Source organism: Pseudomonas sp. CH235, from assembly GCF_004368175.1.
In the GTDB taxonomy this organism is placed as follows: Bacteria; Pseudomonadota; Gammaproteobacteria; order Pseudomonadales; family Pseudomonadaceae; genus Aquipseudomonas; species Aquipseudomonas paraglycinae.
Genome location: NZ_RRZJ01000033.1, coordinates 16,842 through 32,156 on the forward strand (window position 1 = coordinate 16,842; position 15,315 = coordinate 32,156).

The window sequence follows — 15,315 nt, forward strand, 5'->3', positions numbered from 1 at the left end:
GGAGTCTTTTTCGTGACTGACAACAAAACCACTAAGTTTCGTGACGTCGAAATCCGTGCCGCCCGCGGCAACAAGCTGACCGCCAAGAGCTGGCTGACCGAAGCGCCGCTGCGCATGCTGATGAACAACCTCGACCCGGAAGTCGCCGAGAATCCGAAAGAGCTGGTGGTCTACGGTGGCATCGGTCGCGCTGCGCGTAACTGGGAGTGCTACGACAAGATCGTCGAGAGCCTGACCAACCTCAACGAAGACGAAACCCTGCTGGTGCAATCGGGCAAGCCGGTCGGCGTGTTCAAGACCCACAGCAACGCCCCGCGCGTACTGATCGCCAACTCCAACCTGGTGCCACACTGGGCGACCTGGGAACACTTCAACGAACTCGACGCCAAAGGCTTGGCCATGTACGGCCAGATGACCGCCGGCAGCTGGATCTACATCGGCAGCCAGGGCATCGTCCAGGGCACCTACGAAACCTTCGTTGAAGCCGGTCGCCAGCACTATAACGACAACCTCACCGGCAAATGGGTACTGACCGCCGGCCTCGGCGGCATGGGCGGCGCCCAGCCACTGGCCGCGACCCTCGCCGGTGCCTGCTCGCTGAACATCGAATGCCAGCAGATCAGCATCGATTTCCGCCTCAAGACCCGCTACGTCGACGAGCAGGCCAAAGACCTCGACGACGCGCTGGCCCGCATCGCCAAATACACCTCCGAAGGCAAGGCGGTTTCCATCGCCCTGTGCGGCAACGCCGCTGAAATCCTTCCGGAACTGGTCAAGCGCGGCGTGCGCCCGGACATGGTCACCGATCAGACCAGCGCCCACGACCCGCTCAACGGTTACCTGCCGGCCGGCTGGACCTGGGACGAATACCGCGCCCGCGCCAAGACCGAGCCAGCCGCTGTGGTCAAGGCCGCCAAGCAATCGATGGCCGTTCACGTCAAAGCCATGCTCGACTTCCAGAAAATGGGCGTGCCGACCTTCGACTACGGCAACAACATCCGTCAGATGGCTCAGGAAGAGGGCGTCGAAAACGCATTCGATTTCCCGGGCTTCGTACCGGCCTACATCCGTCCGCTGTTCTGCCGTGGCATCGGCCCGTTCCGCTGGGCTGCGCTGTCCGGTGACCCGCAGGACATCTACAAGACCGACGCGAAAGTCAAAGAACTGATCCCGGACGACGCCCACCTGCACAACTGGCTGGACATGGCCCGCGAGCGCATCAGCTTCCAGGGTCTGCCGGCGCGTATCTGCTGGGTCGGCCTGGGCCTGCGCGCCAAGCTCGGTCTGGCGTTCAACGAAATGGTCCGCAGCGGCGAGCTGTCGGCACCGATCGTGATCGGTCGCGACCACCTCGACTCCGGCTCGGTCTCCAGCCCGAACCGCGAAACCGAATCGATGCAGGACGGCTCCGATGCAGTCTCCGACTGGCCGCTGCTCAACGCGCTGCTTAACACCGCGAGCGGTGCGACCTGGGTTTCCCTGCACCACGGCGGCGGCGTCGGCATGGGCTTCTCCCAGCACTCGGGCATGGTGATTGTCTGCGACGGTACTGACGAAGCGGCCGAGCGTATCGCTCGCGTGCTGCACAACGACCCGGGCACCGGCGTCATGCGTCACGCCGATGCCGGTTACCAGATCGCCATCGACTGCGCCAAGGAACAAGGGCTGAACCTGCCGATGATCACCGGCAAGTGAACATCTGCGGGAGCGGGCACCCTCGCTCCCGCAGGGCCACAACAACAATAACCAGAACAATCCACAGAGGTTGAATCATGGCGGGCAACACCGATCGTGCAGGCAGTAAACCGTTGATCGAAAGGCGTTCGATCGACTACATCCCGGAAGCGGAAAGACACGGTCGTCTGTTCAGTCAGTTCACCCTGTGGATGGGTGCCAACCTGCAAATCACCGCGATTGTCACCGGGGCCCTGGCCGTGGTGCTGGGCGGCGATGTGTTCTGGTCGTTGATCGGTCTGCTGATCGGTCAACTGCTGGGCGGCGGGGTGATGGCGCTGCATGCGGCGCAAGGGCCGAAGCTTGGCCTGCCGCAGATGATTTCCAGCCGGGTGCAGTTCGGCGTCTACGGCGCGGCGATTCCGATCGTGCTGGTGTGCCTGATGTACCTCGGCTTCACCGCCACCGGGACTGTGTTGTCCGGTCAGGCGCTGGGCCAGTTGTTCGGGGTCAGCGACACCGTCGGCATCCTGCTTTTCGCCAGCGTCATCGTGGTGGTCACGGTGCTCGGCTATCGGGTGATTCACTGGATCGGCCGCATCGCCAGTGCCATTGGCGTGATTGCTTTCGTTTACCTGTTCAGCCGTCTGATGAGTCAGGTGGACGTCGGCGCACTTCTGGAAATCCGTCACTTCAGCTGGAGCAGTTTCCTGCTGGCGGTGTCGCTCGCGGCCTCCTGGCAGATCGCTTTCGGCCCGTACGTGGCGGACTACTCGCGCTACCTGCCGAGCAAGGTGTCGTCGGTGAAAACCTTCTTCGCCGCCGGTGCCGGTTCGGTGATCGGTGCGCAGGTGGCGATGATCCTCGGTGTGTTCGCGGCCGCTTCGGCCAACGGGCAATTCGCCGGTCATGAAGTCGCTTACATCGTCGGTCTGGGCGGGACCGGTGCCACCGCCGCGCTGCTGTATTTCAGCATCGCGTTCGGCAAGGTCACCATCTCCACCCTGAACTCCTACGGCAGCTTCATGTGCATCGCGACCATCATCAGCGGCTTCCGTGGCAACTTGCAGGTTTCGCGGATGCAGCGTCTGGTGTTCGTGCTGGTGATCGTCGGCGCGGCGACCCTGATCGCGTTGCTCGGCCAGCATTCGTTCCTCGGTGCGTTCAAGTCCTTCATCCTGTTCCTGCTGGCGTTTTTCACGCCGTGGAGCGCGATCAACCTGGTGGACTACTACTGCATCACCCGCGAGCGCTATGACGTACCGGCGCTGGCGGATCCGAACGGTCGCTACGGCCGCTGGAACATCCTCGGTATCAGCGTTTACGTGTTCGGGGTGCTGGTGCAACTGCCGTTCATTTCCACCAAGTTCTATACCGGTCCATTGGTAGCGGCCCTGGGGGATGTGGATATTTCCTGGATCATCGGTCTCGTGCTGCCTGCAGCGCTGTACTACGTCTGCGCGAAAAAATGGCACGGCACCGTACCCGATCGACTGATTCTGCCCGTCGAGCAGGACAGCGTTGTACAACCTAAAACAAGCGGGGCCGGTCGCGCTGCGGCGCAGGCCTGATTTGGACGTGGACAGGGCTGGATGCCTCTTGACTGCCGTAAGCCAATTCATGATTAGGAGCGTCACAACAATGAAATCGAACAAGACCCTGCTGACCACATTGCTTTCCATGGGCCTGCTGGCCAGCGCCGGCGCGACCCAGGCCGCCGGCTGGTGCGAGTCCGGCAAACCGGTGAAATTCGCCGGCCTGAACTGGGAAAGCGGCATGCTGCTGACCGACGTTCTGCAGGTGGTGCTGGAGAAAGGTTACGACTGCAAGACCGACAGCCTGCCGGGCAACTCCATCACCATGGAAAACGCCCTGAGCAGCAACGACATCCAGATCTTCGCCGAAGAATGGGTTGGCCGCAGCGAGGTCTGGAACAAGGCCGAGAAGGCCGGCAAGGTCGTCGGTGTCGGCGCCCCGGTGGTGGGGGCGATCGAAGGCTGGTACGTGCCGCGTTACGTGATCGAAGGCGACGCCAAACGCAAACTCGAAGCCAAGGCGCCGGACCTGAAAAACATCGCCGACCTGGGCAAATACGCCGCCATCTTCAAAGACGCCGAAGAGCCTTCCAAGGGCCGCTTCTACAACTGCCCGGCCGGCTGGACCTGCGAGCTGGACAACAGCGAAATGCTGAAAAGCTACGGCCTGGAAAACAGCTACACCAACTTCCGCCCGGGCACCGGTCCGGCGCTGGATGCGGCGGTGCTGTCGAGCTACAAGCGTGGCGAGCCGATCCTGTTCTACTACTGGTCGCCAACCCCGCTGATGGGCCAGATCGACGCAGTCAAACTGGAAGAAAAAGCGGGCGTCGACAAGACCGTGACCATCAAGGTCGGTCTGTCCAAGACCTTCCACGAGCAAGCGCCGGAACTGGTGGCCGTGCTGGAAAAGGTCAACCTGCCGATCGACCTGCTGAACCAGAACCTGGGCCGCATGGCGAAGGAACGTATCGAGTCGCCAAAACTGGCGAAAATCTTCCTCAAGGAACATCCTGAAGTCTGGCATGCGTGGGTGAGTGAAGACGCTGCCAAGAAAATCGACGCGGCGCTGTAGGTCGAATTCCTCCCGGCCAACCGAGAGGCTGGCCGGGGTGTTCGCCGCAATCGCTTGATTGAGTTTCCTGATTGAGAGCCGCTTATGTTTCCCGAAAGCTTTACCTTTTCCATCGCCGACTGGGTCAACGGTTGGGTCGATGCGCTGGTCACCAATTACGGCGACGTGTTCCGCCATATCTCCGACACCCTGCTGTGGGCCATCGTCAATCTTGAAGGCCTGCTGCGCGCCGCGCCGTGGTGGTTGATGCTGGCCATCGTCGGCGTCGTGGCCTGGCATGCGACGCGCAAAGTCGTGACCACCGCCGTGATCGTCGGTCTGTTGTTCCTGGTCGGCGCCGTCGGCCTGTGGGACAAGTTGATGCAGACCCTCGCGCTGATGATGGTGGCGACGGTCATTTCGGTGCTGATCGGCGTACCGCTGGGGATTCTCTCGGCGCGCAGCAATCGCCTGCGTTCGGTGCTGATGCCGCTGCTCGACATCATGCAGACCATGCCCAGCTTCGTGTACCTGATTCCGGTGCTGATGCTGTTCGGCCTGGGCAAGGTGCCGGCGATTTTCGCCACCGTGATCTACGCCGCGCCGCCGCTGATCCGCCTGACCGATCTGGGCATCCGCCAGGTCGATGGTGAAGTGATGGAAGCGATCAACGCATTCGGCGCCAACCGCTGGCAGCAACTGTTCGGCGTGCAACTGCCGCTGGCCCTGCCGAGCATCATGGCCGGGATCAACCAGACCACCATGATGGCCCTGTCGATGGTGGTGATCGCCTCGATGATCGGCGCCCGTGGCCTGGGTGAAGATGTGCTGGTGGGCATTCAGACCCTCAACGTCGGACGTGGCCTGGAAGCCGGTCTGGCGATCGTGATTCTCGCAGTGGTCATCGACCGCATTACCCAGGCGTATGGTCGGCCACGGCATGAGGTGAGCAAATGAGCAACGCAACCGTGAGCAAGATCGAAGTCAAAAACGTCTTCAAGATTTTCGGCAACCGCGCCAAGGACGCCCTGGCGATGGTCGGCCAGGGCAAGACCAAGGATCAGGTGCTGAACGAAACCGGTTGCGTGGTCGGGGTCAACGACTTGTCCCTGAGCATCGGTACCGGCGAGATCTTCGTGATCATGGGCCTGTCCGGCTCCGGAAAATCGACGCTGGTGCGCCACTTCAACCGCCTGATCGACCCGACCAGCGGCGCGATCCTGGTGGACGGCGTGGACATCCTGCAATACGACATGGAAGCCCTGCGCGAATTTCGCCGGCACAAGATCAGCATGGTGTTCCAGAGCTTCGGCCTGCTGCCGCACAAGACCGTCCTCGACAACGTCGCCTACGGCCTGAAAGTGCGCGGCGAGAGCAAGCAGCTGTGCGCCGAACGTGCGTTGCACTGGATCAACACCGTGGGCCTCAAGGGCTACGAAAACAAATACCCGCACCAGCTCTCCGGCGGCATGCGCCAGCGTGTGGGTCTGGCCCGGGCATTGGCGGCGGATACCGACATCATCCTGATGGACGAAGCCTTCAGTGCGCTGGATCCGCTGATCCGCGCCGAGATGCAGGACCAGTTGCTGGAGCTGCAAAAGACCCTGCACAAGACCATCGTCTTCATCACCCACGACCTCGACGAGGCCGTGCGCATCGGCAACCGCATCGCGATCCTCAAGGACGGCCGCCTGATCCAGGTCGGCACGCCGAAAGAGATCCTGCATTCGCCGGCGGACGAGTATGTCGACCGTTTCGTGCAGCGGCGGGCGGCGGTGGTCTGATCTGAGTTTTGCAGTGCACAGACTGGCCTCATCGCGGGCAAGCCCGCTCCCACAGGGATTGTGTGAGCAGCGGAGATTCTGTGGGAGCTGGCTTGCCAGCGATGAGGCCGGTGAAGCTGCATCAAAATTATGGTTGAGGTAAGTGATGTCCCAGGCTGAAAAAGTCGTTATCGCCGACGCTACGATGCGTTGGCAGGATGTGGTCGCAGTCGCCCGTCACGGAGCGCAGCTCGAGCTGTCGGCGCAGACCTGGGCGCGCATTGAAAACGCGCAGGGCATCGTCCAGCGTATCGTTGCCAGCGGCGAGCGCGCCTATGGTGTGAACACCGGTCTCGGTGCGCTGTGCAACGTTTCGCTGAAAGACGAGCAGCTCAGTCAGCTGTCGCGCAACACCTTGCTCAGCCATGCCTGCGGCGTCGGTCCGGTACTGGCCGACGAGCAGACCCGCGCAATCATGTGCGCTGCGATCCGCAACTACAGCCACGGCAAATCCGGCATTCATCGCCGGGTGGTCGAAGCGCTGCTGGCGCTGCTCAATCGCGGCATCACCCCGCAAGTGCCGTCGCAGGGTTCGGTGGGTTACCTGACCCACATGGCGCACATCGGCATCGCGCTGCTGGGCGTGGGCAATGTCAGTTATCGCGGGCAAGTGGTTTCCGCGCAGCAGGCGCTGGCCGAAGAGGGCCTGCAACCGGTGCAGCTCGGGGCGAAGGACGGTCTGTGTCTGGTCAACGGCACGCCGTGCATGACCGGCCTCGGTTGCCTGGCGATTGCCGACGCCACGCGTCTGCTGCAATGGGCCGACGTGATCGGCGCCATGAGCTTTGAAGCACAACGCGGCCAGATCGCCGCTTTCGATGCCGAGATCATCGCGCTCAAGCCGCATCCGGGCATGCAGCAGGTCGGCGTCAACCTGCGCGCCTTGCTCGATGGCAGTGAAGTGATTGAGTCGAGCAAAGGCATTCGCACTCAGGATGCCTTGAGCATCCGCTCGATCCCGCAGGTGCACGGTGCTGCGCGCGATCAACTGGAACACGCGATCAAACAGATCGAAACCGAGCTCAACGGCTGCACCGACAACCCGTTGCTGCTGGGCACGCCGGATGACTTCCGGGTGATGTCCCAGGCCAACCCGCACGGACAATCGGTGGCGCTGGCGGCGGATCTGCTGGCGATTGCGATGGCTGAAATCGGCTCGATTGCCGAGCGGCGTCTGGATCGCCTGATCAACCCGCACGTCAGCGGTCTGCCGGCGTTTCTGGTGGCCAATCCGGGGGTGAACTCCGGGATGATGATCGTGCAATACGTCGCCGCGTCGCTGTGCGCGGAAAACCGCCAGTTGGCGCAACCGGCGGTGCTCGACAACTACGTCACCTCGGGCCTGCAGGAAGACCATCTGAGCATGGGCACCAACGCCGCGCTGAAGCTGCATCGCGCGCTGGAAAACTGCACGCAGATCCTCGCCATCGAGTACCTGCTGGCGGCCCAGGCGTTTGAATTCCTCAAGGAACAGCGCTTCGGCGCGGGCACCGATACCGCCTGGCGACTGCTGCGCGAAAAAGTCCCGGCCTACGATCAGGACCGCTGGCTGGCGCCGGACATCGCCGCTGCTGCAGGCGTTCTGAAAGACCCGGATCTGCTGCACAACGCATTACCCAATCTGCACTGACAACTACCCATACCAGCGTGCCAAGGCGCGGATCGTCCAAAAGACGAGAGGCGACGGATAACGGAATGCTCCGGAGCGACTGGTAGTTAATAACAATGCCTCAAAAGGAGCATTTAAATGACTGCGCTGAACCTGATCCCCGGCCAACTGAGCCTGGCCCAACTGCGTGACGTTTATCAGAACCCGGTCAAGCTGACCCTCGACAACAGCGCCAGCGCGCAGATCGAAGCCAGCGTGGCCTGCGTCGAGCAGATCCTCGCGGAAAACCGCACCGCCTACGGCATCAATACCGGTTTCGGCCTGCTGGCCTCGACCCGCATCGCCAGCGAAGACCTGGAAAACCTCCAGCGCTCGCTGGTGCTGTCCCACGCCGCGGGTGTCGGCCAGCCGATCAGCGATGAGCTGGTGCGCCTGATCATGGTGCTCAAGGTCAACAGCCTCAGCCGTGGTTTCTCCGGGATCCGTCGGGTGGTGATCGATGCGCTGATCGCCCTGATCAACGCCGAGGTTTACCCACACATTCCGCTGAAAGGTTCGGTCGGTGCCTCCGGCGACCTCGCGCCATTGGCGCACATGTCGTTGGTGCTGCTGGGTGAGGGCAAGGCGCGTTACAAGGGCGAGTGGATGGAAGCGACCGAAGCGCTGAAAGTCGCCGGTCTGACCCCGCTGACCCTGGCGGCGAAAGAGGGTCTGGCGCTGCTCAACGGCACTCAGGTGTCCACCGCATTCGCGTTGCGTGGTCTGTTCGAAGGTGAAGACCTGTTCGCTGGCGCACTGGCGCTGGGCGGTCTGACGGTGGAAGCGGTGCTCGGCTCGCGTTCGCCGTTCGATGCTCGCATCCACGCCGCCCGTGGCCAGAAAGGCCAGATCGACGCCGCTGCCGCTTACCGCGATCTGCTGGGCGAACGCAGCGAAGTCTCCGACTCGCACCAGAACTGTGAAAAGGTGCAGGACCCGTACTCGCTGCGTTGCCAGCCGCAAGTCATGGGTGCGTGCCTGACCCAGTTCCGCCAGGCCGCCGAAGTGCTGGCTGTCGAAGCCAACGCCGTATCCGACAACCCGCTGGTGTTCGCGGCCGAAGGCGACGTGATTTCCGGCGGCAACTTCCACGCCGAGCCGGTAGCCATGGCCGCTGACAACATGGCCCTGGCCATTGCCGAAATCGGTTCCCTGAGCGAGCGTCGTATCTCGCTGATGATGGACAAGCACATGTCGCAACTGCCGCCGTTCCTGGTGGCCAATGGCGGCGTGAACTCTGGCTTCATGATCGCCCAGGTGACCGCTGCGGCCCTGGCCAGCGAGAACAAGGCGCTGTCCCATCCGCATTCGGTGGACAGCCTGCCGACTTCCGCCAACCAGGAAGACCACGTGTCGATGGCCCCGGCCGCTGGCAAGCGCCTGTGGGAAATGGCCGAGAACACCCGTGGGATTCTCGCGGTGGAATGGCTGGCGGCCGTGCAGGGCCTGGACCTGCGCAACGGCCTGAAAACTTCGGCCAAACTGGAACTGGCCCGAGGGATTCTGCGTCGCGAAGTGCCGTTCTACGAGAAGGACCGCTTCTTCGCGCCGGATATCAACGCGGCGACCGAACTGTTGGCTTCGCGGGTCCTGACTGAACTGGTTCCGGCGAAGTTGCTGCCTAGTTTGTAAGCGTTTTTTCAGGGGGATTTTTGTCGTCCGGGAAACCGATCCCCCTCACCCCAGCCCTCTCCCCCAAGGGGGAGAGGGGGAAAGGGAGCAGATCTTCATCGTTTTCAGAACCTGAGTTCGACTCAAGAATTTCAGGTCGATGTACCTCGAAAGAGCAACCCGGTCAGTCCCCTCTCCCTCCGGGAGAGGGCTAGGGTGAGGGGGCTTTTGAAGGCTGCCCACCAAACAGAATCCAACGGAGGCCTACAGTGAAAACCCTCTGGCAACACTGCCACGTCGCAACCATGGCGCAAGGCGTCTACTCGATCATCGAGGATGCGGCCATCGTGACGTCCGGTGCACTCATCGAGTGGATCGGCCCGCGCAGCCAATTGCCGTCAGGCGAATACCCGGCGGTCAATGACCTGCAAGGCGCGTGGGTCACCCCCGGCCTGATCGACTGCCACACCCACACCGTGTTCGGTGGCAACCGCAGCGGCGAATTCGAGAAGCGTCTGCAAGGCGTCAGCTATGCCGAGATCGCAGCCGCCGGCGGTGGCATCGCCAGCACCGTGCGCGCCACCCGCGAAGCCTCGGAAGACGAGCTGTTCGCCAGCGCCGCCAAACGTCTGAAAAGCCTGATGCGCGACGGCGTGACCACGGTCGAAATGAAATCCGGCTACGGCCTCGATCTGGCCAGCGAGCGCAAGATCCTGCGGGTCATCCGTCGCCTCGCCGCCGAGCTGCCGATCAGCGTGCGCAGCACTTGTCTGGCTGCTCACGCATTGCCGCCGGAATATAAAGATCGCACCGACGCTTACATCGATCACATCTGCGCCGAAATGCTTCCGGCATTGGCCGCCGAAGGCCTGGTGGATGCGGTGGATGCGTTCTGCGAATACCTGGCGTTCTCCCCGGAGCAGGTCGAGCGGGTGTTCATCGCCGCGCAAGAACTCGGTCTGCCGGTGAAGCTGCACGCCGAACAATTGTCGTCGCTGCATGGCTCCAGCCTGGCCGCGCGCTATCACGCATTGTCCGCCGATCACCTGGAGTTCATGGACGAAGCCGACGCCATCGCCATGGCCGAATCCGACACCGTCGCAGTGCTGTTGCCGGGCGCGTTCTACTTCCTGCGCGAAACCCAGTTGCCGCCGATGGAAGCCCTGCGCAAACACAAAGTGAAAATCGCCATCGCCAGCGACCTCAACCCCGGCACCTCGCCGGCGCTGTCGTTGCGCCTGATGCTGAACATGGCCTGCACTTGTTTCCGCATGACCCCGGAAGAAGCCCTGGCCGGCGCCACGATTCACGCGGCGCAAGCCCTGGGCATGGCCGACACCCACGGTTCGCTGGAAGTCGGCAAGGTCGCGGATTTTGTCGCCTGGCAGATCGACCGCCCGGCGGATCTGGCGTACTGGCTGGGTGGTGAACTGGATAAACGCGTCGTCCGTCACGGCGTTGAATCAAGTCTGTAGGAGAGCGGTTGTGGATAAGGTTCTGAACTTCAAACAAGGTCGCGTGCCGCTGCTGATCAGCATGCCCCACGCCGGTGTGCGCCTGACTCCGGCGGTCGAGGCCGGGTTGATCCCGGACGCGAAAAGCCTGCCGGACACCGACTGGCACATTCCGCAGCTCTACGACTTCGCCGCCGAACTGGGCGCCAGCACCCTGGCGGCCGAGTACTCGCGGTTCGTCATCGACCTCAACCGGCCGTCCGACGACAAACCGCTGTACGCCGGCGCCACCACCGGTCTGTTCCCGGCGACGCTGTTCGATGGCATTCCGTTGTTCAAGGAAGGCAAAGAGCCGTCGAAAGAAGAGCGTGCGACGTACCTGGAGCAGATCTGGACGCCGTACCACCGCACCTTGCAGGAAGAGCTGGCGCGGCTGAAGGCCGAGTTCGGTTACGCTTTGCTGTTCGATGCACACTCGATCCGTTCGATCATCCCGCACCTGTTCGACGGCAAGCTGCCGGATTTCAACCTTGGCACCTTCAATGGCGCCAGTTGCGATCCACAACTGGCCACACAACTGGAAGCGATCTGCGCCCGCCACGACGCTTACAGCCATGTGCTGAACGGACGCTTCAAGGGCGGCCACATCACCCGTCACTACGGCAACCCGGCCGAGAACATCCACGCCGTGCAACTGGAGCTGGGCCAGTGCACCTACATGGAAGAGTTCGAGCCGTTCCGCTACCGCGCCGATCTGGCGGAGCCGACGCGGGTAGTGTTGAAGGAATTGCTGCAAGGGCTGCTCGCCTGGGGCAAAACCCACTACAACTGAGTCAGCTGTGATCGTTCCCACGTCGAGGCGTCGAACCGTCCGCGTGGGAATGCAGCCCGTGACGCTCCGCGTCACTGCACGCGGAGCGTCCCTTGAGGCATTCCCACGCAGAGCGTGGGAACGATCTGCGGTGAGTGAGCAATCTGGGGGGGCGTCCTCAAACAGTCGCCACCGTGCAAATCCCGGTCGCCACAGGTCGCTTTTCCGTCTCGCCTGCTGCGTAATGTTTCGGCCACGGTGCAAGAAGACACCGATCCGAACAATAACCCGCTGCCGCACGAGACGATCCCTCATGAAAAAACTGTTCACTCGTTGTGCGTTAATCCTCACCGGCAGTGCGCTGCTCAGCGCCGGCGCCCTGGCTTCCGACGATGCATCCTGCAAAACCGTGCGCATGGGCGTGGTCAACTGGACCGACGTGATCGCCACCAGCGGCATGGCCGACGTGCTGCTCAACGGCCTCGGCTACGAAAGCAAACAGACCAGCGCCGTGCAGCAAATCATCTTCGCCGGCATCCGCGACAAGCGTCTGGACATCTTCCTCGGCTACTGGAAACCGGCGATGGACAAGAACATCGCGCCGTTCCTCGCCGCCAATCAGGTCAAAGTCATGGACAAACCAAGCCTGGCCGACGCCCAGGCGACGCTGGCGGTTCCGGATTACGTGGCGGCGGCGGGGCTGAAGACCTTTGGCGACATCGCGAAATTCAAGGATCAACTCGGCGCCAAAATCTACGGCATCGAGCCCGGCAGCGGCGCCAACACCACGATCAAGACCATGATCGAAACCAACCACTTCGGCCTGAAGGATTTCAAGATCATTGAATCCGGTGAGGCCGGCATGCTCGCCGCCGTGCAACGAGCGGTAAACCGCAAGGAATTCGTGGTATTCGTCGGCTGGACCCCGCACCCGATGAACATCAACATGAAAATCACCTACCTGACCGGCAGCGAAGACGTCTACGGCCCGAACGAAGGCGCCGCCACCGTTTCCACCGTCACCGCGCCGGACTACGCCGAGCGCTGCCCGAACGTCCATCGACTGCTGGAAAACCTGACCTTCACCGCCGCCCAGGAAAGCCAGTTGATGGTGCCGATCATGGAGCGCAAGACCCCTCAGGAAGTGGCGAAGACCTGGCTGCGTGAGCATCCCGAAGATCTGCAACGCTGGCTGGCGGGTGTCAGCAGTTTTGACGGCAAGGACGGCGTGGCCACGGTTCAGGCCAGCCTGAAAAACTGATGGGCACTTATCCACTCTCGCCGTCGATGGCGGCGTTCGTCGCCAGAACCGAAAGCTTCGCCAGCGATGACAGCAGCCTCGGCGGATTGCGCAAATCCTATGACGCCATGTGCCGCGCGTTCACGCCCGAACGGCCGGCGGGTCTGGAGGTGGTGGATTTCCAGTTGAGCGGGGTGGCGGTGCGTTCGTATCGCCCGCCTGTCCGGCCATCGGCCAGTGGCTGGCCGTGCGTGTTGTATCTGCACGGCGGCGGTTGGGTGGTCGGCGGGCTGGATTCCCATGACTTCATCTGCTGCGAGCTGGCGATGGCGCTCGGGGCAATGGTGGTGGCGGTGGATTACCGGCTGGCGCCGGAGCATCCGTTCCCGGCCGGTTTCGAGGATTGCCTGAGCGTCTGGCGCGCGTTGCGCAGCGGACCGTTCTGGTTCGATCCCGGACGGATGCTGGTGGCGGGCGACAGCGCCGGCGGCAATCTGGCGGCGGCGCTGTGCCTGGCGCTGCGCGATGCCGGCGAGCCGCTGCCGGGCGCGCAGGTCTTGATCTATCCGGGGATGGGAGGCGACGCACAGTTAGCGTCACGCAGCGAATGCGCCGATGCGCCGTTGCTCGCCAGCAGCGATGTCGATTGCTATCACGCCTTGTATCTGCGCGGCACCGCGAAGCCGAACGCCTATGCGATGCCGTTGCTGGCCGGGGACTTCAGCGGTTTGCCCCCGGCCTGGATTGCCGTGGCGCAGTTCGATCCATTGCGTGACGACGGCGTGTGCTACGCCGAACGGCTGAACGCGGCGGGAGTCGACGCGGTGCTGTACTACGGCGAAGGGCTGGTTCACGGCTGCCTGCGGGCGCGGCATCAGGTCGCCGAGGTCGATCGTCTCTTTGAGAACCTGCTGGGGTTCATGGCTGACAAATTGTGACAGCGCACGGGCATGCTCATTGACGTAAATCGGGTTTATGATGCCGGACGGCAGAATAATAGAAGTCCCCCCAGGGATGACCTCGACCCCTTACGGAGCGCGCAATGCAGACTTTGTTTCCGCAGATCAAACCTCACGCACGGCACGATCTGGCCGTCGATGACACCCACACGCTGTACGTCGACGAAAGCGGTTCACCGGAAGGTTTGCCGGTGGTGTTCATCCACGGAGGTCCCGGCGCCGGGTGCGACGCCCAGAGTCGCCGCTATTTTGATCCGAACCTGTATCGCATTGTCACCTTCGACCAGCGCGGTTGCGGTCGCTCCACGCCCCACGCCAGTCTGGAAAACAACACCACCTGGGATCTGGTCGAAGACCTCGAGCGTATTCGTAAACACCTGGGCATCGACAAATGGGTGCTGTTCGGCGGCTCCTGGGGTTCGACCCTGGCGCTGGCCTACGCGCAGACCCACCCGGAACGCGTGCATGGGCTGATCCTGCGCGGGATCTTTCTGTGCCGTCCGCAGGAAATCGAATGGTTCTACCAGGCCGGCGCCAGCCGTCTGTTCCCCGATTACTGGCAGGACTACCTCGCTCCAATTCCGCTGGACGAGCGCGACGACCTGCTCAGCGCGTTCCACAAACGCCTGACCGGCAACGACCAGATCGCCCAGATGCACGCGGCCAAGGCCTGGTCGACCTGGGAAGGGCGCACCGCGACCCTGCGTCCGAATCCGCTGGTGGTCGACCGCTTCTCCGAGCCGCAGCGCGCCTTGTCGATTGCGCGGATCGAATGCCACTACTTCACCAACAACGCGTTCCTTGAGCCAAACCAGCTGATCCGCGACATGGGCAAGATCGCCCATCTGCCGGGCGTGATCATCCACGGCCGCTACGACGTGATCTGCCCGCTCGACAACGCCTGGGAACTGCATCAGGCCTGGCCGAACAGCGAGCTGCAGGTGATCCGCGATGCCGGCCACGCCGCGTCCGAACCGGGCATCACCGATGCACTGGTGCGCGCCGCCAGCAAAATGGCCCGTCGTCTGCTCGACCTGCCGCCCGAAGAAGCATGAAGGGACTGTTGCAGCGCGTGAATGGCGCGCGGGTCGAAGTGGCGGGCGAGGTGGTCGGCAGTGTCGATCAGGGTTTATTGGTGCTGGTGGCGGTCGAACCCGACGACACGCCGGCCAGCGCCGACAAACTTCTGCATAAGCTGCTTAACTATCGAGTGTTCAGTGACGCCGAGGGCAAGATGAATCTGTCCCTGGCGGATGTGGGCGGCGGGTTGCTGCTGGTCTCTCAGTTCACCCTCGCTGCCGACACCAAAAGCGGGTTGCGCCCGAGTTTTTCGACCGCCGCCCCTCCGGCGCTGGGCGAAGAATTATTCGACTATCTATTAAGCAGAGCGAAACAGATGCATGGCACAGTGGCATCAGGTAGATTCGGCGCGGATATGCAGGTGCACCTGGTCAATGATGGCCCGGTAACCTTCCTGTTACAGACATGAAAGCGCTTGAAACATCT

13 protein-coding genes are annotated in these 15,315 nt (G+C 62.6%); all 13 read left to right on the forward strand.

All coding sequences use genetic code 11. The features are described from left to right. Nucleotides 1-12: 12 nt before the first annotated feature. The 13 genes from hutU to dtd all read left to right on the forward strand — a co-directional run bounded on the left by hutU (nt 13) and on the right by dtd (nt 15,298). A complete protein-coding gene (gene hutU / locus EIY71_RS24560) occupies nt 13-1,695 on the forward strand; it encodes a urocanate hydratase (RefSeq protein ID WP_039764719.1) in 1,683 nt (560 codons plus the stop codon). A gap of 77 nt (nt 1,696-1,772) precedes the next feature. Continuing rightward, nucleotides 1,773-3,245 carry a cytosine permease gene (locus tag EIY71_RS24565; protein WP_134023464.1) on the forward strand — a complete coding sequence of 491 codons (1,473 nt, stop codon included), beginning with the start codon at nt 1,773-1,775 and terminating at the stop codon, nt 3,243-3,245. 70 nt (nt 3,246-3,315) lie between these two features. Then, the gene (locus EIY71_RS24570) at nt 3,316-4,284 is read left to right on the forward strand and encodes an ABC transporter substrate-binding protein (protein ID WP_085746394.1); all 969 of its coding nucleotides are present in this window, start codon (nt 3,316-3,318) and stop codon (nt 4,282-4,284) included. 84 nt (nt 4,285-4,368) lie between these two features. Further along, entirely contained in the window at nt 4,369-5,220 is an 852-nt protein-coding gene (locus EIY71_RS24575) for a proline/glycine betaine ABC transporter permease (RefSeq protein ID WP_007952475.1), read from the forward strand. Next, nucleotides 5,217-6,047, forward strand: coding sequence for a glycine betaine/L-proline ABC transporter ATP-binding protein (locus tag EIY71_RS24580; RefSeq protein ID WP_052266509.1), 831 nt, complete (start codon nt 5,217-5,219; stop codon nt 6,045-6,047). The genes EIY71_RS24575 and EIY71_RS24580 overlap by 4 nt, the downstream gene beginning before the upstream one ends. Before the next feature lie 145 nt (nt 6,048-6,192). After that, nucleotides 6,193-7,716, forward strand: a complete 1,524-nt coding sequence (hutH, locus tag EIY71_RS24585; protein WP_085746395.1) for a histidine ammonia-lyase — start codon at nt 6,193-6,195, stop codon at nt 7,714-7,716. A 117-nt stretch (nt 7,717-7,833) separates the two neighbouring features. After that, nucleotides 7,834-9,366: a histidine ammonia-lyase gene (hutH, locus tag EIY71_RS24590; RefSeq protein ID WP_085746396.1), complete on the forward strand. Its 1,533-nt coding sequence runs from the start codon at nt 7,834-7,836 to the stop codon at nt 9,364-9,366. Between the two features lie 248 nt (nt 9,367-9,614). Then, nucleotides 9,615-10,820, forward strand: a complete 1,206-nt coding sequence (gene hutI / locus EIY71_RS24595) for an imidazolonepropionase (RefSeq protein WP_134023466.1) — start codon at nt 9,615-9,617, stop codon at nt 10,818-10,820. Between the two features lie 10 nt (nt 10,821-10,830). Continuing rightward, nucleotides 10,831-11,631 (forward strand): N-formylglutamate deformylase, encoded by an 801-nt coding sequence (hutG, locus tag EIY71_RS24600; protein WP_134023468.1) that lies wholly within the window; start codon nt 10,831-10,833, stop codon nt 11,629-11,631. A gap of 292 nt (nt 11,632-11,923) precedes the next feature. Then, nucleotides 11,924-12,871 (forward strand): choline ABC transporter substrate-binding protein, encoded by a 948-nt coding sequence (locus tag EIY71_RS24605; RefSeq protein WP_085746399.1) that lies wholly within the window; start codon nt 11,924-11,926, stop codon nt 12,869-12,871. Then, nucleotides 12,871-13,788 carry an alpha/beta hydrolase gene (locus tag EIY71_RS24610; protein WP_134023470.1) on the forward strand — a complete coding sequence of 306 codons (918 nt, stop codon included), beginning with the start codon at nt 12,871-12,873 and terminating at the stop codon, nt 13,786-13,788. Before EIY71_RS24605 ends, EIY71_RS24610 begins: the two co-directional genes overlap by 1 nt. A gap of 104 nt (nt 13,789-13,892) precedes the next feature. Then, the gene (gene pip, locus EIY71_RS24615; protein WP_007952436.1) at nt 13,893-14,864 is read left to right on the forward strand and encodes a prolyl aminopeptidase; all 972 of its coding nucleotides are present in this window, start codon (nt 13,893-13,895) and stop codon (nt 14,862-14,864) included. After that, nucleotides 14,861-15,298, forward strand: coding sequence for a D-aminoacyl-tRNA deacylase (dtd, locus tag EIY71_RS24620; RefSeq protein WP_085746401.1), 438 nt, complete (start codon nt 14,861-14,863; stop codon nt 15,296-15,298). Before pip ends, dtd begins: the two co-directional genes overlap by 4 nt. The last annotated feature ends 17 nt before the right edge of the window (nt 15,299-15,315 follow it).